This window comes from Streptomyces sp. NBC_00258 (assembly GCF_036182465.1).
Taxonomy (GTDB): domain Bacteria; phylum Actinomycetota; class Actinomycetes; order Streptomycetales; family Streptomycetaceae; genus Streptomyces.
Genome location: NZ_CP108081.1, coordinates 6,875,923 through 6,895,802, shown reverse-complemented (window position 1 = coordinate 6,895,802; position 19,880 = coordinate 6,875,923). Strand labels below are relative to the sequence as shown.

Annotated in this window: 18 protein-coding genes; 6 read left to right on the top strand and 12 right to left on the bottom strand. The window is 70.0% G+C overall.

Annotated features, from left to right (window positions below):
* Positions 1 to 99: 99 nt before the first annotated feature.
* Both OG718_RS30725 and dacB read right to left on the bottom strand, forming a co-directional pair.
* Positions 100 to 1,224, bottom strand: coding sequence for a zinc-dependent metalloprotease (locus OG718_RS30725; protein WP_143640396.1), 1,125 nt, complete (start codon positions 1,222 to 1,224; stop codon positions 100 to 102).
* A gap of 68 nt (positions 1,225 to 1,292) precedes the next feature.
* Positions 1,293 to 2,888, bottom strand: coding sequence for a D-alanyl-D-alanine carboxypeptidase/D-alanyl-D-alanine endopeptidase (dacB, locus tag OG718_RS30720; protein WP_328845718.1), 1,596 nt, complete (start codon positions 2,886 to 2,888; stop codon positions 1,293 to 1,295).
* Between the two features lie 79 nt (positions 2,889 to 2,967).
* Between dacB and OG718_RS30715 the strand changes: the two genes are divergently transcribed.
* Together OG718_RS30715 and OG718_RS30710 are read left to right on the top strand one after the other, a co-directional pair.
* Positions 2,968 to 3,459: an inorganic diphosphatase gene (locus OG718_RS30715; RefSeq protein WP_055610781.1), complete on the top strand. Its 492-nt coding sequence runs from the start codon at positions 2,968 to 2,970 to the stop codon at positions 3,457 to 3,459.
* A gap of 104 nt (positions 3,460 to 3,563) precedes the next feature.
* Complete coding sequence (locus tag OG718_RS30710; RefSeq protein WP_143640392.1) at positions 3,564 to 5,219, top strand: threonine/serine ThrE exporter family protein; 1,656 nt, start codon at positions 3,564 to 3,566, stop codon at positions 5,217 to 5,219.
* 154 nt (positions 5,220 to 5,373) lie between these two features.
* On the opposite strand, the gene OG718_RS30705 is transcribed toward OG718_RS30710, so the two are convergent.
* Entirely contained in the window at positions 5,374 to 6,369 is a 996-nt protein-coding gene (locus OG718_RS30705; protein WP_328845717.1) for a DedA family protein, read from the bottom strand.
* A gap of 141 nt (positions 6,370 to 6,510) precedes the next feature.
* On the opposite strand from OG718_RS30705, the gene OG718_RS30700 reads away from it, so the two are divergent.
* Positions 6,511 to 6,876: a YbjQ family protein gene (locus OG718_RS30700; protein WP_143640388.1), complete on the top strand. Its 366-nt coding sequence runs from the start codon at positions 6,511 to 6,513 to the stop codon at positions 6,874 to 6,876.
* A gap of 126 nt (positions 6,877 to 7,002) precedes the next feature.
* On the opposite strand, the gene OG718_RS30695 is transcribed toward OG718_RS30700, so the two are convergent.
* Positions 7,003 to 7,764, bottom strand: coding sequence for a MerR family transcriptional regulator (locus OG718_RS30695; RefSeq protein WP_143640386.1), 762 nt, complete (start codon positions 7,762 to 7,764; stop codon positions 7,003 to 7,005).
* 184 nt (positions 7,765 to 7,948) lie between these two features.
* On the opposite strand from OG718_RS30695, the gene OG718_RS30690 reads away from it, so the two are divergent.
* Positions 7,949 to 9,355 (top strand): glutamate decarboxylase, encoded by a 1,407-nt coding sequence (locus OG718_RS30690; protein ID WP_143640384.1) that lies wholly within the window; start codon positions 7,949 to 7,951, stop codon positions 9,353 to 9,355.
* A 20-nt stretch (positions 9,356 to 9,375) separates the two neighbouring features.
* Here the strand turns inward: OG718_RS30690 and OG718_RS30685 are convergent, their stop codons facing one another.
* From OG718_RS30685 to uppS, 5 genes are all read right to left on the bottom strand, one after another.
* Positions 9,376 to 10,125, bottom strand: a complete 750-nt coding sequence (locus OG718_RS30685) for an ABC transporter permease (protein WP_143640507.1) — start codon at positions 10,123 to 10,125, stop codon at positions 9,376 to 9,378.
* Between the two features lie 38 nt (positions 10,126 to 10,163).
* The gene (locus tag OG718_RS30680; RefSeq protein WP_143640383.1) at positions 10,164 to 11,108 is read right to left on the bottom strand and encodes an ATP-binding cassette domain-containing protein; all 945 of its coding nucleotides are present in this window, start codon (positions 11,106 to 11,108) and stop codon (positions 10,164 to 10,166) included.
* 141 nt (positions 11,109 to 11,249) lie between these two features.
* A complete protein-coding gene (locus tag OG718_RS30675) occupies positions 11,250 to 11,891 on the bottom strand; it encodes a PadR family transcriptional regulator (RefSeq protein ID WP_143640381.1) in 642 nt (213 codons plus the stop codon).
* A 66-nt stretch (positions 11,892 to 11,957) separates the two neighbouring features.
* A complete protein-coding gene (locus OG718_RS30670) occupies positions 11,958 to 12,506 on the bottom strand; it encodes a DinB family protein (protein ID WP_328845716.1) in 549 nt (182 codons plus the stop codon).
* A gap of 116 nt (positions 12,507 to 12,622) precedes the next feature.
* Entirely contained in the window at positions 12,623 to 14,476 is a 1,854-nt protein-coding gene (gene uppS, locus OG718_RS30665) for a polyprenyl diphosphate synthase (RefSeq protein WP_328845715.1), read from the bottom strand.
* A gap of 333 nt (positions 14,477 to 14,809) precedes the next feature.
* Here uppS and OG718_RS30660 point away from each other — a divergent pair, with 333 nt between their 5' ends.
* The gene (locus OG718_RS30660; protein WP_306939275.1) at positions 14,810 to 16,042 is read left to right on the top strand and encodes an FAD-dependent oxidoreductase; all 1,233 of its coding nucleotides are present in this window, start codon (positions 14,810 to 14,812) and stop codon (positions 16,040 to 16,042) included.
* Positions 16,043 to 16,140: 98 nt separating this feature from the next.
* Here OG718_RS30660 and OG718_RS30655 read toward each other — a convergent pair whose 3' ends face one another.
* Both OG718_RS30655 and OG718_RS30650 read right to left on the bottom strand, forming a co-directional pair.
* Positions 16,141 to 17,601 carry an aldehyde dehydrogenase family protein gene (locus OG718_RS30655; RefSeq protein WP_143640376.1) on the bottom strand — a complete coding sequence of 487 codons (1,461 nt, stop codon included), beginning with the start codon at positions 17,599 to 17,601 and terminating at the stop codon, positions 16,141 to 16,143.
* 106 nt (positions 17,602 to 17,707) lie between these two features.
* Complete coding sequence (locus tag OG718_RS30650; protein WP_189843317.1) at positions 17,708 to 18,532, bottom strand: helix-turn-helix domain-containing protein; 825 nt, start codon at positions 18,530 to 18,532, stop codon at positions 17,708 to 17,710.
* Between the two features lie 365 nt (positions 18,533 to 18,897).
* On the opposite strand from OG718_RS30650, the gene OG718_RS30645 reads away from it, so the two are divergent.
* Positions 18,898 to 19,374, top strand: a complete 477-nt coding sequence (locus OG718_RS30645; RefSeq protein WP_143640373.1) for an ATP-binding protein — start codon at positions 18,898 to 18,900, stop codon at positions 19,372 to 19,374.
* 114 nt (positions 19,375 to 19,488) lie between these two features.
* On the opposite strand, the gene OG718_RS30640 is transcribed toward OG718_RS30645, so the two are convergent.
* Positions 19,489 to 19,707: a DUF397 domain-containing protein gene (locus OG718_RS30640; RefSeq protein ID WP_055610780.1), complete on the bottom strand. Its 219-nt coding sequence runs from the start codon at positions 19,705 to 19,707 to the stop codon at positions 19,489 to 19,491.
* Positions 19,708 to 19,880 lie beyond the last annotated feature (173 nt).

Sequence of the window (19,880 nt, the reverse complement as noted above, 5' to 3'; positions counted from 1 at the left end):
AACCGGGCCGTTCCCCGAGCATTGCACGCCTACCCATCGCTCACGGTCCCTCGGACGGGTGATTGGAGGGGCGTTCACCTGCCGTCGGCCGGATTCGTTTCACGACTCTGCCTTACGGTGCACCCGCGCGACCCAGTCCGCCGGTTTGGCGATCTCCGACTTGGTGGGGAGCGTGTTCGGCGAGGTCCACACCCGGTTGAAGCCGTCCATGCCGACCTCGTCCACGACCGCGCGTACGAATCGCTCCCCGTCGCGGTACTGGCGCAGTTTGGCGTCGAGGCCGAGCAGCTTGCGCAGGGCCAGGTCGAGGCGGGAGGCGCCGCGGGCGCGTCGCTGCTGGAATTTCTCGCGGATCTCGGCCACGGACGGGACGACTGCGGGCCCGACGCCGTCCATCACGAAGTCGGCGTGGCCCTCAAGGAGGGACATCACGGCGGTCAGCCTGCCGAGGATCTCGCGCTGGGCGGGGGTCTGCACGATCTCGACGATGGAGCGCTGGTCGTCGCCCTCCTCGCCCTCGGGGCGGCCGCCCGCGAGGGACTGGGCGGCCTCGCGGACGCGCTCCAGGACGGTCATGGGGTCGACCTCGGTCTCCCCCAAGAAAGACTGGATTTCGCCCTCGAGGTGGTCACGCAGCCAGGGCACGGCCGTGAACTGCGTGCGGTGGGTCTCCTCGTGGAGGCAGACCCAGAGCCGGAAGTCGTGGGGCTGGACGTCGAGTTCGCGCTCCACGTGCACGATGTTCGGCGCGACCAGGAGGAGCCTGCCCCCTCCGTTCTCGCCGGCCGGGAGTTCGCGGGTGGCCGGGGCGAAGGTCTCGTACTGGCCGAGGACCCGGGAGGAGAGGAAGGACAGCAGCATGCCCAACTCGACGCCGGTGACCTTGCCGCCGACGGCGCCCAGGACGGCTCCGCCGGGGGTGCTGCCGCGACGTTCCTGCATCTTGTCGAGCAGCGGTTTGAGCAGTTCGCGGAACCCGGCGACGTTCGCCCGGACCCAGCCCGGGCGGTCGACCACGAGGATGGGAGTGTCGCGGAGGTCGTCGCCTCCCATCCGCGTGAAGCCGCGGACGTGCTCCTCCGAAGCCTTTGCGTGCCGGCGCAGCTCCGCGACGACGGCCCTGGCCTCGTCGCGGCTCACTTCTGGGCCCGGCCTTACGAGCCGGGTCGCGGTCGCCACCGCGAGATTCCAGTCGACCATCTCCGCACCACCGATGCTCGTCATGCAGTCAACCGTACGTGAGCGCTGCCGCTTGGGGCAGGGAGTGGACCGTAGGGGCTCCCCCGGCGTCCTCAGTTGCAGCCGCAGGTCGCCAGTGTTGATGCCAGGGCGTCCAGGCCCTTCTGGGTTGCCGTCGGCTCGGTGGGTGGGTCGGAGGCCGTCAGGAAGGCGAAGGCCAGGAGGTGGCCGTCCGTGTCCACGACGGTGCCCGCCAGGGTGTGTACGCCGGTCAGGGTGCCCGTCTTGGCCCGTACGAGGCCGGTGCCGGGCTGGCCTGCGTAGCGCGTGCTGAGGGTGCCGGTGAAACCGGCCACGGGGAGGCCCGTGAGGGCGGCACGCAGCTCCGGGTGGGCGGGATCGGCTGCCTTGGCCAGCAGGGCGGTGAGCAGGTCGGCGGTGAGCTTGTCGGCGCGGTCCAGGCCGCTGCCGTCGGCGAACTCCGCGCCCTTGAGAGGCAGTCCGAGCTTCTTGAGCTGCTTGCGGATGGCGGTGCCGCCGCCCTTGAAGCTCGCCGGTTCGTCCGCGGCGACGGCCGTCTGGCGGGCCAGAGCCTCGGCGATGTCGTTGTCGCTGCTGGTCAGCATGCGTTCGACCAGGGCGGAAAGAGGCGGGGACTTCACCGTGGCGAGGGCCTTGGCGCGGTCGGTCGCCTTGGAGGGGCCGGGGACCGTGGTCTTGATGCCGCGGTCCTTCAGCAGGTCCGCGAACTTCTTCGCCGCGTCGGCCGCCGGGTTCTCGCTGCGCTTCGCGGTGCCGCTGGAGGAGTCGTCGAGACGGCCCTCGTCGGCCATCAGGGCGGTCACCCTGGCGACGTTGGTGTTGTCGAGCCCGATCGGGTGCACGTCGGGACCCTCGTACAGCGAGGTGTCGTACGAGAGGGTCACCTCGTCGGTCTTGCGGTCCTTGAGGGCGCGGGCCGTGTCGTCGGCGAGGGTGCGCAGACTCGCGTTGCCCTCCGCGTCCTTGCGGGCGGTCAGCGTGGGGTCGCCGCCGCCGACGAGGACGACCTCCTGCTTGCCGGGGGCGCCGGGTTCGAGGACCGTACGGGTCGCGATGCGGTGGTCGGCGCCCGCCGCGGTGAGGGCCGCGACGGCCGTGGCGATCTTCGTGGTGGACGCCGGGGTCAGCGCGTCGTCCGCGCCCTTGCCGTACAGGCGCTTTCCGGTGGCCAGGTCGACGACGGCGGCCGCACGTTCGGAGCCCAGCGCGGGGTCGCCGAGGAGCGGGCCGAGAACGTCGGCGAGGGCCTTCTCCGTGGGGGACGGCCCGGCGCCGACGGAGCCGCCGAGTCCGGTGAGCACGGACGCGGCGCTGGGAGCGGGCGCCGGCGCCTTTCCGGACGTACCGGACACATGACCGTGATCTGCGCCACCTGCGCGCCCCTGCGATGCGGCCCAGTCGCGCTCCGCCGTACGCTGACCGGTGGAGTCCCAGGGCCCGGCCGCAGTGACCACGGTGGCCGCCACGACGAGTCCGAGGGTGGCGGCGCCCGCCGTGAACTGCACGGTCGACGGCTGCGTGACCAGCGGCTTCACGGCTCCTGCGGCCCGGACGAGCGGTGGCTTGACTGCTCCCACGGCTCGTACGAGTTGCGGTCTCACGGACCGCGCGACCCGCACCACATGCGGTCTCGCGGCCCGCCAAGCCTTCAGCTCTGGCACGACCACCAGCCCCTTTCGCGATCACACACCTGCGTGAGGGACACTTAATCACCAGAACTATGTGCTGATCATGGAGGAGCCACCGGTGGAGTTCGACGTCACGATCGAGATTCCGAAGGGTTCACGGAACAAGTACGAGGTGGACCACGAGACCGGTCGGATCCGTCTGGACCGTCGTCTCTTCACCTCGACCAGTTACCCGGCCGACTACGGCTTCGTCGAGAACACCCTCGGCGAGGACGGCGACCCGCTGGACGCCCTGGTCATCCTGGACGAGCCGACCTTCCCCGGCTGTCTCATCCAGTGCCGCACGATCGGCATGTTCCGTATGACGGACGAGGCCGGCGGCGACGACAAGCTGCTGTGCGTGCCCGCGCACGACCCTCGTGTGGAGCACCTGCGGGACATCCACCACGTGTCGGAGTTCGACCGTCTGGAGATCCAGCACTTCTTCGAGGTCTACAAGGACCTGGAGCCCGGCAAGTCCGTCGAGGGCGCCAACTGGGTGGGCCGTACGGACGCCGAGGCCGAGATCGAGCGGTCCTACAAGCGTGCCAAGGAGCAGGGCGGGCACTGACCCCCTGTGGCCTGCGGGCCGCGTGACCCCTCGGGGTCGCGCGGCCCCTTTGTCTGTCAGTGCGCATACTGAGGCGTACTGGACGTGCGATTCAGGAGTCGTGGGTGACCGAGCCGGAGGCGGAAGACCGTAAACCGCAGTCGGACGAGGCGAGGAGCGCGTTCGTCCCGCCCGCCGGTGTGGTGGCGCAGCCCGCGCCGGTCGAGGAGGAGTCCTCGACGACGTCGGAGTTCGCGCTCCCCAAGGGGCTCGGTGTCCCTCAGGTGCCGGCCACCGAGTCGGAGGGGTCGGCGTTCAGCACGCCGAGGACGTACAGCTCGAAGCACGCGCCGCCCGCCTTCACCCCGCCCGCCGGCATACCGCGCGTCGATCTCACCAAGGACGTCCCCTGGCAGGACCGGATGCGCACGATGCTGCGCATGCCCGTCGCCGAGCGGCCCGTCCCCGAGACCGTGCAGAAGACGGAGGACGAGGGTCCGGCCGTCCCGCGCGTGCTCGACCTGACCCTGCGTATCGGCGAGTTGCTGCTCGCGGGCGGCGAGGGCGCCGAGGACGTGGAGGCGGCCATGTTCGCCGTCTGCCGCTCGTACGGCCTCGACCGCTGCGAGCCGGGCGTCACCTTCACGCTGCTGTCCATCTCGTACCAGCCGTCGCTGGTCGACGATCCGGTGACCGCGTCGCGGACCGTACGGCGCCGGGGCACCGACTACACGCGTCTGGCGGCCGTCTACCAGCTCGTCGACGACATCAGCGACGAGCAGACCGAGGTCTCCCTGGAGGAGTCCTACCGGCGGCTCGCGGAGATCCGCCGCAACCGGCACCCGTACAACGGCTGGCTGCTGACCATGGCCACCGGGGGCCTCGCGGGCGCGGCCTCCGTGCTCGTCGGCGGTGACCTGATCGTGTTCATCGCGGCGGCCATCGGCGCGATGCTCGGCGACCGGCTGGCATGGCTGTGCGCGGGGCGCGGGCTGCCGGAGTTCTACCAGTTCACGGTGGCCGCGATGCCGGCCGCCGCGATGGGGGCCGCGCTCACGATCGCGCACGTCGACGTGCGCGCTTCCGCGGTCATCACCGGTGGGCTGTTCGCGCTGCTGCCCGGGCGGGCGCTGGTGGCGGGTGTACAGGACGGCCTGACCGGCTACTACATCACCGCCGCGGCCCGGCTTCTGGAAGTCATGTACTTCTACGTCGGCATCGTCATCGGCGTCCTCGTGATCCTGTACTTCGGCGTGAAGCTGGGCGCCGAGCTCAATCCGGACGCGGCCCTGCAGTCCTCCAACCGTCCGGGGTGGCAGATCGCCGCGTCGATGCTCCTGACGCTCTGCTTCGCGGTGCTGCTCCAGCAGGAACGTTCCACCGTGCTGATCGTGACGCTCAACGGAGGCGTGGCATGGAGCGTGTACGGGGCCATGCACTACGTGGGCGAGATCTCGCCCGTCGCCTCGACAGCCGCAGCGGCCGGGCTCGTGGGGCTGTTCGGGCAGTTGCTGTCGCGGTATCGGTTCGCTTCGGCGTTGCCCTACACCACCGCGGCGATCGGGCCCCTGTTGCCGGGGTCGGCCACGTACTTCGGGCTGCTGGCGATCGCTCAGAACGATGTCGACGAGGGGCTGGTGTCGCTGACCAAGGCGGCCGCCCTTGCGATGGCCATCGCCATCGGGGTGAATCTGGGGTCCGAGATTTCTCGGCTGTTCCTGCGGTTGCCCGGGGCGTCTGCGGGGGCGCGAAGGGCTGCGAAGAGGACCCGTGGGTTCTGAGGTGCGGGTCCTCTTGGGGCGGCTTTGATCCTGCGTGGCTGAGGTCCCGTAGCCGGGTGCTGGGCCGTTGTGGCTTGTCGCGCCCACGCGGCGAAGCCGCATATGTCACGGCCCCGCGCCCCTATAGGGGCGCGTTTCAGTTGAGCCGCGTTCGTCAGTTCTGCGGGTAGTTCTGGCCGTACGGGTAGCCCTGGTCCTGGGGGTACTGCTGGCCCTGGTTCTGGTCCTGGGGGTACGGGGGCTGGGGGTACTGCTGCTGGTTCTGGGGCGGGTAGTTCTGGGGGTACTGCTGGGCGTACTGGTCCTGGGGGTGGCCGCCGTAGTTCTGGTCGTAGCCCTGGTCCGGGGTGTAGGGCTGCTGCTGGTACTGCTGGTTCTGGCCGTTGTTCTGGCCGCCGTTGCCGTAGTAGTCGTCCTGGCCGTTCTCGTGGGCCGGGGGGATGCGGCGGAGCTGGGTCGTCCGGTCGTCCATGGTGGGGGCCGTCGGGGGCATGTGGGCCGCCGGGGGCTGCCGCTGCGGGTTCTTCTTGGACTTACTGCGGGCCCGCATGAACTCGATGATGATCGGGACCACCGAGATGAAGACGATCAGGAGCAGGATCGGCTCGATGTTCTTCTTCACGAAGTCGATCTGGCCGAGCCAGGAGCCGAGCAGCGTGACGCCCGCGCCCCAGAGGATGCCGCCGACCACGTTGAAGATCAGGAACGAGCGGTACTTCATGCCGCTGACGCCGGCGATGATCGGCGTGAACGTGCGCACGATGGGCACGAAGCGGGCCAGGACCAGCGACTTGGGGCCGTACTTCTCGAAGAACTCGTGGGCCTTGACCACGTTCTCCTGTTTGAAGAGGCGGGAGTCAGGGCGGGTGAAGAGCGACGGCCCCACCTTCTTGCCGAACATGTAGCCCACCTGGTCGCCGACGATCGCGGCGATGCAGATCAGGACGATGGCGGCCCACAGCGGGAAGTCCAGCTGGTTCGACGTGATGAGCAGACCCGCCGTGAACAGCAGGGAGTCACCCGGCAGGAAGAAGCCGATGAGCAGGCCGGACTCGGCGAAGACGATCAGGAGCAGGCCCCAGATGCCGAACGAGTCGAGAAGGTAGTCCGGATCCAACCAGCTTGGGCCGAGGGCAAGCGTCGTCGTCACGATTCCGGACTCCTGAAGGGTGGTGGATATGCGGCAGCCGAGGATGTGGCCGACCAAAGTTATCAACGCAGCATGACGTGACCAGGTTCCACCGACTCGTACAGGATGCACTGTGCCCCGACTGGGACAAAGCTGTGAGCCATGGGAATCGAAGAATACGGCGGCGGTCAGGGACCCCAGCCCGACGTACTGGTCGTGACGACGAACGACGTGCCCGGCTACCGGGTCGAACAGGTCATCGGTGAGGTCTTCGGGCTGACCGTGCGCTCCAGGCACCTGGGCAGCCAGATCGGGGCCGGTCTGAAGTCGATGATCGGCGGCGAGCTCAAGGGCCTCACCAAGACGCTGGTGGAGACCCGCAACCAGGCGATGGAACGGCTCGTCGAGCAGGCACGCGCGCGCGGCGCCAACGGTGTGCTGGCGTTCCGCTTCGACGTGACCGAGGCCTCGGACGTCGGGACGGAGGTGTGCGCGTACGGCACGGCCGTGGTGATGGTCAAGGAGTAGGCCGACGGCGGACGTGGGTAAGGGGCGCCCGCCGTTGCGAACGCCCCTTACCCACCCCTACCGGCGGGCACTCGCCGATCGCCTCGGACTTCGCGGCGCTCACCTCGGGCTTCGTGCCGCCCGCAGTCAGGCTTCGTGCCGTGCCGCGTTCGCCGTGATCGCGTCCCTCAGGTGTTCGGCGAGCCCCGGCCGCATGGAGTCGTAGAACTCCTTGAACCGCTCGTCCGACATGTACATCTCGCTGAGTCCCCGGTGCATCTCGTACGAGCAGTCGTAGAACCACTGGCCGATGTGCTGCCGGTGTTCCTCGGCCATGTCCATGGCCCGCTCCCCCGTGGCGGGCTCGCCGGCCGCCATGAGGGCGTCGTAGCGCTCGCCCCAGGAGGCGACCTCGGCCTGCATGCGCTTCCAGTCGTCCTTGGTGTAGCGGGCGGCGCGGCGCTGCGACTCCGCGTACGCCTCCGTGCCGCCCCAGCGGCGCTCGGCCTCCTCCGCGTGCTCCTCGGGGTCCTTGTCTCCGAAGACCTCGAACCTCTCCTCGGGTGTGAGGTTGATGCCCATCGTGCGTGCCTCCATGGCGTGCTCCACGGCCGCGGCCATCTTCTGCAGCTTCTCGATCCGGGCGGTCAGCAGCTCGTGCTGGCGGCGCAGGTGTGCGCGCGGGTCCGTCTCCGGGTCGTCGAGCAGGGCCGCGACCTCGTCGAGCGGAAAGCCCAGCTCCCGGTAGAACAGGATCTGCTGCAGCCGGTCGAGGTCCTCGTCGCCGTAGCGCCGGTGGCCCGCGTGGCTGCGCTCGCTCGGCACGAGCAGCCCGATCCCGTCGTAGTGGTGCAGCGTCCGCACCGTCACCCCGGCGAAACCGGCGACCTGTCCCACGGAGTAGCTCATCGTCTCCGCTCCCTCCTTTTCGGTACGCACCTCAGGCTGAGGCCTCACGTCACGTGAGGTGCAAGCCGGAATCCACCGACCGGATCCACCGGACCCGAATCCACCGGGTGCCATGCCGGTTTTACCCGCTTATGACGGGGTGGTGGCCCACCATGGAGACCCGACCCCACCGACCGGAGGACCCATGCCGCTGCACAAAGGCCCCGAGCAGCCCGACAAGCGCCCCGCGACCGTCAACCCCTTCTACGGGCAGGCGAATCCGGTCGGTGGCATGACCGAGGCCCCGCCCCAGCACCGGCTGCCGGACGGGCCGCTGCCGCCCTCCACCGCGTATCAGCTGGTACACGACGAGCTGATGCTGGACGGCAACTCCCGTCTCAACCTCGCCACCTTCGTCACCACCTGGATGGAACCCCAGGCCAGGGTGCTGATGGACGAGTGCAGCGACAAGAACATGATCGACAAGGACGAGTACCCGCGCACGGCCGAGCTGGAGCGGCGGTGTGTGGCGATGCTCGCCGATCTGTGGAACGCGCCGGATCCGTCCGCCGCCGTGGGCTGTTCGACGACGGGGTCCAGCGAGGCGTGCATGCTCGCCGGCATGGCGCTCAAACGGCGCTGGGCCAAACGGAACGCGGACCGGTATCCGGGGGCCCGCCCCAATCTCGTCATGGGCATCAACGTCCAGGTCTGCTGGGACAAGTTCTGCAACTTCTGGGAGGTCGAGCCGCGCCTGGTGCCCATGGAGGGCGACCGGTTCCACCTCGACCCGCAGGCCGCCGCCGAACTGTGCGACGAGAACACCATCGGCGTCGTCGGCATCCTCGGCTCCACCTTCGACGGGTCGTACGAGCCGATCGCCGAACTCTGCGCCGCCCTGGACGAGTTGCAGTCGCGCACGGGTCTGGACATCCCCGTCCACGTCGACGGCGCGTCCGGCGCGATGGTCGCTCCCTTCCTCGACGAGGACCTGGTCTGGGACTTCCGGCTGCCGCGGGTCTCCTCCATCAACACCTCGGGGCACAAGTACGGCCTCGTCTACCCGGGTGTCGGCTGGGCCCTGTGGCGCTCGGCCGCCGAGCTGCCGGAGGAGTTGGTCTTCCGGGTCAACTACCTGGGCGGTGACATGCCGACCTTCGCGCTCAACTTCTCCCGGCCGGGGGCGCAGGTCGTGGCGCAGTACTACACCTTCCTGCGGCTGGGCCGCGAGGGCTACCGGGCCGTTCAGCAGACGACGCGGGACGTCGCCCTGGGGGTCGCCGAGCGGGTCGAGGCGCTCGGCGACTTCCGTCTCCTCACCCGGGGCGACCAGTTGCCGGTGTTCGCCTTCACAACGGCTCCGGACATCACCGCGTACGACGTCTTCGACGTGTCCCGGCGCATGCGGGAGCGCGGCTGGCTGCTGCCCGCGTACACCTTCCCCGAGAACCGTCAGGACCTGTCCGTGCTGCGGGTGGTGTGCCGCAACGGGTTCTCGTCCGACCTCGCCGAGCTGTTCGTGGAGGACCTGGGCAGTCTGCTGCCCGAACTGCGTCAGCAGCAGCATCCGCTGGCCCGGGACAAGGGAGCGGCGACCGGCTTCCACCACTGAGCCGGCCGCCTCCTCCCCCGCTACTTGCTCAGCGCCCCGAACCTCCGTACCGCCAGCGGGAAGAACACCGCGATCAGGGCGAGTGGCCAGAGCACCGCCAGCAGTTGGGCGTGTTCCGCCGCCCAGGAGGTGCTCACGGCGCCGCCTTCGTTGCCGAACAGGTCACGGACCGCGGTGGCCGTCGCGGACATCGGGTTCCACTCGACGGTCGCCCCCAGCCAGCCCGGCATGGACTCGGGGGTGGCGAAGGCGTTGGAGAGGAAGCTCACCGGCCAGACCAGGATCTGCACGGTGACCACCAGCTCGGGCTTGCCCGCGACCATGGCCAGGTGGATGCCTATCCACAGCATCGCGAACCGCAGCAGGAGCAGCAGGCCGAGGGCGCCCAGGAAGGCCGCGAACGAGCCGTGCCAGGTCCAGCCGACCGCGAGCCCGACGCCGACGAGGACCACCAGGGAGAGGGCCGACTGCAGCATGTCCGCGGTCGCACGGCCCACGAGGACGGCGCCGACGGCCATCGGCATCGACCGGAACCGGTCGATCACTCCCTTGTTGAGGTCCTGGGTGACCGCGACCATGGTGGCGTCGAGGCCGAAGGCCATGGTCAGCGCGAACATGCCCGGCACCAGGTACTCGCGGTAGTCGCCCGAGATGCCGCTGCCGCCGCCCATCAGATAGCCGAACATCAGCAGGAGCATCACGGGGAACGCCAGCCCCACGAAGACCTGGAAGGGCTGCCGCGCCCAGTGGGCGAGTTCGCGCCGGGTCATGGTCCAGGAGTCGGTGACGGCCCAACTCAACGACGTACTCACGCGGCCTCCTCGGTCTTGCCGGTCAGGTGCAGGAAGACCTCGTCCAGGGTCGGCCGGCGCAGCGCGATGTCCTCGGCCTCTATCCCGGCCTCCTCCAGGGCGCGCACGGCCCCGGCGAGGGCCGTCATGCGGTCGGTGACCGGGGCGCTGAGCAGGCGCCGGTCGGTGTCCACCGAGAGGGTGGCCTTGTCGAAGGGCAACAGGGCCACGGCCGCGCCCAGTTGGCCGGCGTCGTGCAGTACGACGTCGATCCGGTCGCCGCCCGTCTTCGCCTTCAGCTCGTCCGCCGTGCCGTCCGCGATGACCTGGCCCCGGTCGACGACCGAGATGCGGTCGGCGAGCTGGTCCGCCTCCTCCAGGTACTGCGTGGTGAGCAGCACGGTCGTGCCGCCGCCGACCAGGGAGCGCACCGCGTCCCACACCTCCGCGCGGCCGCGCGGGTCGAGGCCCGTCGTCGGCTCGTCCAGGAAGAGCACCTCCGGTTCGGTGATGAGCGAGGCCGCGAGGTCGAGGCGGCGCCGCATGCCGCCGCTGTACTGCTTGACCGCCTTGCGGCCCGTGTCCGCCAGGCCGAAGCGCTCCAGGAGTTCGTCGGCCCGCACGCGCGCGTGGCGGGCGCCCAGGTGGTAGAGGCGGCCGAACATCTCCAGGTTCTGCCGTCCGCCGAGCTCCTCGTCGAGCGCCGCGTGCTGGCCGAGCAGTCCGATGCGGAAGCGCACCTCGTGCGCGTCGGTCCTCACGTCGTGCCCCGCCACCTCGACGCGGCCCTCGTCGGGCCGCAGCAGGGTGGCCAGGATGCGGACCAGGGTCGTCTTGCCCGCGCCGTTCGGCCCGAGCACTCCGTGCACCGTGCCGCGCCCGACGCTCAGGTCGAGCCCGTCCAGCGCGTGCTTGTCTCCGTAACTCTTCCGTACGCCCTCGACGACGATCACGTCGGTCATCGGGCTCCCTTCAACTTCGAGTAATCAAACTTGACTACCAGCGTGCCGGTGAACCGTATGCCCGGCCGGGCATTTAGTCAAACTTGATTAGCGAAAATTCTCCGAACCCGAACCCCGATCGCCGAGCGCGCGCCCTTCAGCTCAGCGCGCGTCCCCCGGATGGGACTCCCCCGTCGCGTACGGGTTCGCCTCGTCCTCCGCCAGCACCCCCACGAACGGATCCCCCTCGCCGGAGAAGACGTACGCGCCGCCCCTGATCCGCTCGATCAGGCCGCGGGTCCACTGGGCGCCGGTGTCCGCGGAGGTGACCCAGAAGTTCATGATCTCGCCGATGTGGCCCAGTTGTTCGGGGCCTTCCTCGGGCGTGTAGTACTCGGTGACGCCCTTGCGCCACGCCTCTATGGCGCGCACCCGCTCCTCCAGCAGTTCGAGGACTTCCTCGCGGTCCAGGTCGACCATGAAACCGAGTGCGGCCGTGAGCACGTCCGGCTTCTGGTCGTACGCGGTGAGGTAGTGGCGCAGCAGCGTGAGGTACTCCGCGGTGCCCGCCTCCGTGATCTCGTACTCCGTGCGCGGCGGACCGCCGGCCGTGGAGGGCGCGATCTCGTGGGCGAGCAGCAGTCCCTGCTTCGCCATCTGCTTGAGCGCGTGGTAGATCGAGCCCGGCTTGGCGTTGGACCACTCGTGCGCGCCCCAGTACTCCAGGTCGTTGCGCACCTGGTAGCCGTGGGCCCGGCCGTGCTGGCGCACGGCGCCGAGCACGAGGAGACGGATCGCTGACATGGAGCCAGCGTATGGCCCGTCTCCCCGGCGCCGGGCGGCACCTCACCCTCAGTGCTCCCCCCGGACTCACCCCCAGGAGGCTCCCTGCTCCTGCGCGACCAGCTCGAAGGCGGTCTTCCCGTCCAGGGACTCACGGATGACGTCGGCGTGGCCCGCGTGCCGGGCCATCTCCGCGATCAGGCGGAGCATCACCCAGCGCATGGACACGGCCTCGTCGTCCGGGAACCAGGGCTCGTCGGGCAGCGGGAAGGTGTCGTTCAGGCTGGGCACGGTCCGGATGAAGTCCTCGGTCTGCCGGGCGATCTTGTCCCAGTGGGCGAGCGTCGACTCGACGGTCTCGTCGCCGACGAGCCGGAAGCTGTCGCCCCAGTTCTCCTCGGAGCGCTGGGTGTCGGGCACCACCTGCCGGGCCCGCGACAGCCAGCCCTGCTCGGTCTCGGCGACGTGCTTGAGCAGCCCGGAGAGCGAGAGTTCGCTGGCGCTCGGGCGGGTGGCGGCCTGCTCGTCGGTCAGGCCGAGCAACGTCCGGCGGATGCCCCCGCGCTGCTCGTCCAGGAAGGCGAGCAGCGCCCCGCGCTCGTCGCCGTGGGCCTCCGCGTGCACGTGCATGACCATGGGTGGCCGCCTCTCATCGGGGTCCTCTTGCCTGCTGACATCAACCAAGTTACGGACCCTTGCGGTCAGCTTCTGTCCTCAATGAGAGCCGGGACTCCAGGCAGAAATCCGGGACTTCAGACCCGCGTGCCCTCCACGACCGGCGCGGCCCCGTGCCGTCGCCTGCGGTGCGTGTACGTGCTGACCGCCCGCCACAGGTCGCGGCGGTCGACCTCGGGCCACAGCGTGTCCGTGAAGTGGAGTTCGCTGTAACTGAGGTGCCAGGGGAGGAAGTTGGAGATCCGGTGTTCACCGCCGGTGCGCCACAGCAGGTCGACCTCAGGAAGGTGGGGGTGCGGCAGGTGGGCGGCGAGGAGGCGTTCGTCGATGCGGTCCGGGTCCAACTCGCCCGCCGCTGCCGCGCGGGCCAGTCCCGCCGCGGCCTGGACGAGTTCGGCGCGGCCCCCGTAGTTGACGCAGAGCGTGAGTGTCAGCCCGGTCCGGTGACGGCTGTCGCGCGCGCTCTGGCGCAGCGCGTCGGCCAGGTCGACCGGGAGCCCCTCGGGACTGCCCGCCCAGCGCAGGCGGACGTCGAGGGAGCGCAGGTCCGAGTCGCGCAGGGTGTCGTGCATGGTGCGGAACAGCCGGGCGACCTCGCTCGCGTCGCGCCGCCAGTTCTCGGTGGAGAACGCGTAGAGCGTCAGATGGCTCAGACCGAGCTCCAGCGCCCCGTGGACGACGTCGCGGGTGGCGTCGGAGCCGACGCGGTGGCCCTCGCTGCGGGGCAGCCCCTGCTGGGCGGCCCAGCGGCCGTTGCCGTCCATGATGACGCCCACGTGCCGGGGAAGCCGCTCCGCGGGGATGTCCGGCGCGCACTCCCCGCTCGGGTGGGGGCGCGGCGGAACCGGCGGGAGGAACGCCGGATCGGCCTCGCGCCTGGGCTCGGGCAGGGCCACCACGGGCTCGGCCGGCTGCACGAGCGCGGCCCGGCGCCAGGCTCGTACGGCACGGACTCGGGCGGGGGCGAGCAGCCGCAGCCGTACGGCCGGGGACAGTTCGGCGGTGCGGTGCAGCAGCGCGGGGCCGAGCCGTCGGGCGGTGCGCACGCGGGCCCGGAAGAGGTCGGTGGAGGTGCGGAGCAGGACGGCCATCCCCGGGTGCACCCCCCGCTGCAGCGCGGGCTGTTCCAGCCAGTCGTGGGCCTGCTCCGTCAGGCCGGCGATCAGTGCCTCGACGGGCGGTGTCCAGCGGCGGGCGAGGAGGTCGGCCTCGGGGACCCCGTGGGCCGCGAGGGCCTCCTCCGGGAGCGTCAGGATGCCGCGGCCGAGGTCGGACGCCAGGTCGGTGAGGGTGTCGGTGAGGTAGAGGCCGTCGAGGAAGGCGGGCATGGCCTCCAGGTGCTCCTGGCGGACCGTGGTGGGAACTCCGGCCCGGGTCAGGAGAGTCAGACACCACATCGCCCACGGGGTGTTCTCCGCCTGGGTGCGCAGGCTCCACTCGCGCCACGTCTGCGGGCGGCGGCCCGAGGCGTCCTCGCGCAGGGCGGTGAAGACGGGCGTCAACGTCTCGACGTCGAGTTGCCACGTTCGGATGGTGTCCGCGAGCGCTCGGCGGACCGGGTCCCCGCGGTCCCGTCCGTCTCCCCCGGGCCCGTGGGACAGCCCTGCCCGGGAGTGCCCCGCGGCCGACGGTCCCACGGCCGGGAATCCCGTCTCCGAGAGCTCCGCGCGCAGGGCGTCCACCCAGGCCTGCAGTCTCGCGGCGCGCTCGGCCGGGCTGCCCTCCTCGTCGTCGACAAGGGCGTCGGTCGTCACCGCGGCCGCGTACATGGCCCAGCACGCGGGGCGCAGCGCGGCCGGCATCAGCTGCATGACGGAGTACTCGACGGAGCGGGAGGACCTGACCAGCCGTCGGCAGGACGCGTAGGCGGCGGCGATGTCGGGGGCGGAGGCAGGGTCGGGAACGGCGGGCTGAGGGAGAACGGGGGACAAGGAGCCCTTCTTTCACAGCCGTCACGTCGCACGTCACGCCTGGCGATAGGTCGGAAAAGCGGTCGCCGTCGGCCCGGAACGGCCCACGGACCGGCCTGGTGCGGCACTCTCTCAACGACCCTGCACGGCCCTCGGAACGGCCTGGTGCGCCACCCGACGGTGCCCCCTTCCTACCGGTCCCGCCGCCGCGCCGCGCGGGCTCGGCGACCTTCTCGCCCGATCGTGGTACGCCGCCGGGGCGGAGAACGGACATGGGCTAGGTTCCGTAGGCGATCGGTCACCAACAGTGACGCACCGTCAACACAGGGCGCCAGCCCGGGATGTGAGCCAGGCATGAGCGAATCCGTGGACGCGATCGTCGTGGGGGCCGGCCCCGTCGGCTGCGCCGCCGCGCACGCGTTGGCCGACCGCGGTGCCCGGGTCGTGGTGGTCGAGCGCATGGAGCGGGGGCCCGCCTCGCCGTTCGCCGTGGAATGGCTGCATCCGACCGCCGCCGATGTGCTGCTGCGCTGGGGCCTGGCGCTTCCGGAGGGCGGGCACGTCCGGGGTACGGGCGTCAGCATGCACCTGGCCGACGAGGGGCACGAGCCGGTCGTGGTGCCGTACCGGCGGGGCATGCGGGCGGTGTCCATGCCCCACGCGGAGCTGGTGGACGCGCTGCGGGACAGTGTCGTGGAGCGGCCCGGGGTGGAGGTGCTCACCTGCGCCCGCGTCACCTCGGCCACACCGGACGGCACGGTCCGGCTGACCCGCGACGGGCAGGAGACGCGGCTGCGCGCCGATCTCGTGGTGGCGGCGGACGGCCGCTCCTCCGGCGTCCGCCGCGCGCTGTTCGGGCACACACCGCAGACCGTCGTGTCGCACTCGGCCGGTGTCGTGCTCGAAGGGCCCGGGCTGCCGGTCTACGAGTCGTTCCAGGTCGCGAGCGAGGTGCCCGGGCACGGTGTGGCCATCTACTCCATCGCTCCCGACGCTATCCGGGTGGTCCTCGACGTACCCCCGACGCATCCGCGACCGCCGGCGCTGCACGCGTATCTGCACCGTCACTTCGTGCCGCTGATGCCGGAGGTGCTGCGGCGGCCGCTGGCCGATGCCCTGGCGGCGGGCCGGCTGACGTGGTCCGCGACCGGTTTTCGCCCCCGCGTGCACTACGGGCAGGGCAGGCTCGCGCTGGTCGGCGACGCGGTCGGGCACATCCACCCGATCCTCGCGGCCGGCACGACCCTCGGTATCCAGGACGCCCTGAGTCTCGCGGCGCACGGATCCGCCGAGGCGTACGCCCGGGAGCACGCGGGAGCGGGCGCGGCGACCGGACGGGTGGCGATGGCGCTCTACCGTCTGCTGAGCCGTCAGGAGCCGGGCACCGCGCAGACGGCGAGGATGGCCGTCGACCAGCTGCGCCTCAGCCCCGCGCTCCGTGACGCGGTCGGGGACCTCCTCACCGGTGACGAGCCCGGCGCGGCCCATCTGCCGGTCGTGACGGCGTTCTCCACGATGCTCGGTATCCCGGCGCAGGACATCGCCGCCGCGTACGGTCCGGACGCCTATCTGCTGAGTCGCCGCTGAAGCCGTACCGCGCGCCCCGCACGCCCCCTGTCCCCTGGACGTGGCACGGGGCGCCCTCGCCGCGGTCGGCAGGGGCGCCCCGTAAAGGAGTTGGCAGGTCAGAACGGGAAGAAGCTGCGCCCGTGCTGCACCGAGATCCACTTCTGGGTGGTGAAGGCGCCGACCGTCGACTCGCCGTTCAGCCGGCCGATGCCCGAGGACTTCTCGCCGCCGAAGTCGACCAGCGGCTCGTCGTGCACGGTGCCGTCGTTCACGTGGAACATGCCCGTGTCGATCTGCCTGGCGAAGGAGACACCGCGCTCGACGTCGGAGGTGTGCACGGCGCCGCTCAGCCCGTACGGGGTGTCGTTGACGATCCGCACGGCCTCCTCCTCGCCGTCGAACGGGACGAGGAGCGCCACGGGGCCGAAGATCTCCTGGCGGAGGATGTCCGAGTCGGCGGGCAGGCCGGTCAGCACGGACGGCTCGACGAGGTTGTCGGTGACGGTGCCGTGCACGAGGGCGGTGGCGCCCTCGGCGATCGCCTGGTCCACGACGCCCGAAACGGAGTCGGCCTGCGAGGAGTTGATGAGCGGGCCGATGACGGTCTGCGGGTCGCTCGGGTCGCCGACCTTGAGCGTCTTCACCTTGGCGACGAACTTCTCGGTGAACTCGGCCTCGATCGAGCGGTCCACCAGGACGCGGTTCGCGGCCATGCAGACCTGGCCCTGGTGCACGTACCGGCTGAAGACCGCGGCGTCCACGGCGTAGTCGATGTCCGCGTCGTCCAGGACCACCAGCGCGCTGTTGCCGCCGAGTTCGAGGACGGAGCGCTTGAAGTTCGCGGCGCAGACCGTGGCGACATGGCGGCCGACCTTGTCGGAGCCGGTGAAGGAGATGACCTTCGGGACCGGGTGCTCGATGAAGGCGTCGCCGATCTCCGCGATGTCGGTGATCACGACGTTGAGCAGACCGGCCGGCAGGCCCGCGTCCTCGAAGATCTTCGCGACCAGGGAACCGCCCACGATCGGGGTGTTCTGGTGCGGCTTGAGGACCACGCCGTTGCCGAGGGCAAGGGCGGGCGCGACGGACTTCAGCGACAGCAGGAACGGGAAGTTGAAGGGGCTGATCACACCGACGACGCCGACCGGGACGAGGTAGAGGCGGTTCTCCTTGCCGTCGACCGGCGAGGGGATGATCCTGCCCTCGGGCCGCAGCGCCAGGTTGACCGACTCGCGCAGGAACTCCTTGGCGAGGTGCAGTTCGAAGCCGGCCTTCAGATGCGTGCCGCCGAGCTCCGCGATGATCACCTCGGCGATCTCCTGCTCGCGCTCCTCGATGATCCGCAGGGCCTTCTCGAACACGGCACGACGCGCGTACGGGTTCGTCGCGGCCCATTCCTTCTGGGCGCGGGCGGCGGCTTGGTAGGCCTGATCCACCTCGTCGACCGTGGCTATCGTGATCGACGCGAGCTTCTCACCGTCGTACGGGTTGAAGTCGATGATGTCCCAGGAGCCGGTACCGGTACGCCACTCGCCGTCGATGTACTGCTGAGCCAGGTCGGTGAAGTAGGACGACATGTGATCCCTCAATCCCTTGCTGCCGCAGCAGACACCCGAACGATCATCTTCACGGTCTGATCACACGTCATCGTACTGGTGTCTCAAGGGAGTTGGAGGGCAGACCTCAGGAGAGCTGCAGCAGACCCCTGAGCAAGTCACGGCTCTCGTCGGGACCGGGGCTGTCCTGCTGGAGTTCCTTCATCGCCTTCTCGTACTGGGTGACGTCCTCGCGCTTGTCCAGATACAACGCACTGGTGAGCTGTTCCAGGTACACGACGTCGGACAGGTCGGACTCGGGGAAGCTGAGCACCGTGAAGGCCCCGCTCTCACCCGCGTGCCCGCCGAAGCTGAACGGCATGACCTGCAGCCGCACGTTGGGACGCTGGGAGATGTCGATGAGGTGCTGGAGCTGACCGCGCATCACCTCCCGGTCGCCGTACGGGCGTCGCAGGGCCGCCTCGTCGAGTACGACGTGGAAGTCCGGGGCGCTCTCCGACACCAGGTACTTCTGGCGCTCCAGGCGCAGCGCCACGCGCCGCTCGATGTCCGCCTCGCTCGCGCCCTTCATGCCCCGGGCCACGACCGCGTGCGCGTACGCCTCGGTCTGCAGCAGGCCGTGCACGAACTGGACCTCGTAGGAGCGGATCAGGGACGCGGCGCCCTCCAGGCCGACGTACGTCGGGAACCAGCTGGGCAGGACGTCCGAGTAACTGTGCCACCAGCCCGCGACGTTGGCCTCCTTGGCGAGGGAGAGCAGGGAGGTCCGCTCCGCCTCGTCGGCGATCCCGTAGAGCGTCAGCAGATCCTCGACGTCTCTCGTCTTGAAGCTCACCCGGCCCAACTCCATACGGCTGATCTTCGATTCGGAGGCGCGGATCGAGTAGCCGGCCTTTTCCCTCGTGATGCCGCGCGACTCGCGCAGCCGCCTCAGGTGCGAGCCGAGCAGCATGCGTCGTACCACCGATCCCGACTCCTGCGCGCTCACGTTCGTCCGCCTCCCCAACCCGTCTTCAAGGGCCGCAGTCTGCCACTAAATCACTCCAAGCAGTACTCGTTCGATTACAGAAACGGCAAGGTTTCAGCGGGGACACACAGGAATCGACAAGGAGAAGACAAGCCAGACACAAAAAAGCGGCAAGAAGGTCGCGGAAAAAATGACCAAGAAGCGGTATGGGAAGGTCCAATTCGGGCACGTGCACGTGCATCTGCCCTTGCATCTGCCGAACGCATTCGGAACGATGGTCTCGCGCCACCGCTGCATCGCAACGACCGCGAACCCCGGGAGTGCCTCGCATGGGGACGAATGGATCGACCATGCTCGAGCCGTTACGGCAGGGGCTTCCGCCACTGGACCCCGCGTCCGTGTCCAACGCCGCCTCCTGCGCCCTGCCGCCCCGCTACGAAGCGGTGCGCGACGCGCGGCAGTTCACCCGCCGCACGCTGGACCAGTGGGACATCGGCAACCGCTTCGACGACGTCTGTCTGGTGGTCTCGGAACTCGTCACCAACGCGCTGCGGCACGCCCTGCCCGCGGACACCCCGCGCCCCGGCGACCACGACGCGCCCGTGCGGCTGCACCTGATGCGGTGGACCGAGCGACTCGTGTGCGCGGTGCGCGATCCCAGTCACGACAGCCCGGTCGCGGGCGACTCCGAGGACTTCTCGGCGGAGTCGGGCCGCGGGCTGTTCCTCGTCGACTCGTTCGCCGACGGCTGGGGCTGGCACCCGCTCGCCGGCACGCTCAACGGCAAGGTCGTCTGGGCACTGTTCCGGCTCGGCCCCTCCGCATGAGGAACCGCGGCGCCTTTTCGCGCCGCGGTTCTACGCGCGTTACCGACCGCCTACGGTCCGTGAACATCCCTGAATGGGGCGAGTTGCCCCCACCGGCCGACCGCAGGCCCGCCGTCAGCCCGCTATCAGGTGGTCGAACTCGCCGTCCTTGATGCCCAGAAGCATGGCCTCTATCTCGGCAGGCGTGTAGATGAGGGCGGGGCCGTCGGGGAAGCGCGAGTTGCGCACCGCCACCTCGCCGCCCGGCAGCCGGGCGAACTCCACGCAGGAGCCCTGCGAGTTGCTGTGCATGCTCTTCTGCCAGGCCGCTCCGCGCAGCTCCGTGGCAGCCATGCCGTTGTACACGTCGTGGTCCACAGGTCGCTCCCCGGTGGTGCATTGGCGTCTGTTGCCAGTGATGCAGTGTTGGTCAACTGCCCGGATCATAGCCGCTCTTCACATGCAGTTGCATGAGCAGATGCACGTGCACGGGGGGTGGTCCTGCGGTTACACGTTTGACGGTCCCG

What these genes read in the sequence shown, in the direction of transcription:
- OG718_RS30660 (WP_306939275.1), top strand. Translation starts at nt 14,810, where the DNA reads ATGAGCGAATCCGTGGACGCGATCGTCGTGGGGGCCGGCCCCGTCGGC.
- OG718_RS30670 (WP_328845716.1), bottom strand. Translation starts at nt 12,506, where the DNA reads ATGGTCATGCACGTGCACGCGGAGGCCCACGGCGACGAGCGCGGGGCG.
- OG718_RS30640 (WP_055610780.1), bottom strand. Translation starts at nt 19,707, where the DNA reads ATGGCTGCCACGGAGCTGCGCGGAGCGGCCTGGCAGAAGAGCATGCAC.
- OG718_RS30695 (WP_143640386.1), bottom strand. Translation starts at nt 7,764, where the DNA reads ATGAGCTACTCCGTGGGACAGGTCGCCGGTTTCGCCGGGGTGACGGTG.
- OG718_RS30725 (WP_143640396.1), bottom strand. Translation starts at nt 1,224, where the DNA reads ATGACGAGCATCGGTGGTGCGGAGATGGTCGACTGGAATCTCGCGGTG.
- OG718_RS30650 (WP_189843317.1), bottom strand. Translation starts at nt 18,532, where the DNA reads ATGCTGCTCGGCTCGCACCTGAGGCGGCTGCGCGAGTCGCGCGGCATC.
- OG718_RS30675 (WP_143640381.1), bottom strand. Translation starts at nt 11,891, where the DNA reads ATGTCAGCGATCCGTCTCCTCGTGCTCGGCGCCGTGCGCCAGCACGGC.
- OG718_RS30685 (WP_143640507.1), bottom strand. Translation starts at nt 10,125, where the DNA reads ATGACCCGGCGCGAACTCGCCCACTGGGCGCGGCAGCCCTTCCAGGTC.
- OG718_RS30690 (WP_143640384.1), top strand. Translation starts at nt 7,949, where the DNA reads ATGCCGCTGCACAAAGGCCCCGAGCAGCCCGACAAGCGCCCCGCGACC.
- OG718_RS30655 (WP_143640376.1), bottom strand. Translation starts at nt 17,601, where the DNA reads ATGTCGTCCTACTTCACCGACCTGGCTCAGCAGTACATCGACGGCGAG.
- OG718_RS30645 (WP_143640373.1), top strand. Translation starts at nt 18,898, where the DNA reads ATGCTCGAGCCGTTACGGCAGGGGCTTCCGCCACTGGACCCCGCGTCC.
- OG718_RS30680 (WP_143640383.1), bottom strand. Translation starts at nt 11,108, where the DNA reads ATGACCGACGTGATCGTCGTCGAGGGCGTACGGAAGAGTTACGGAGAC.
- OG718_RS30700 (WP_143640388.1), top strand. Translation starts at nt 6,511, where the DNA reads ATGGGAATCGAAGAATACGGCGGCGGTCAGGGACCCCAGCCCGACGTA.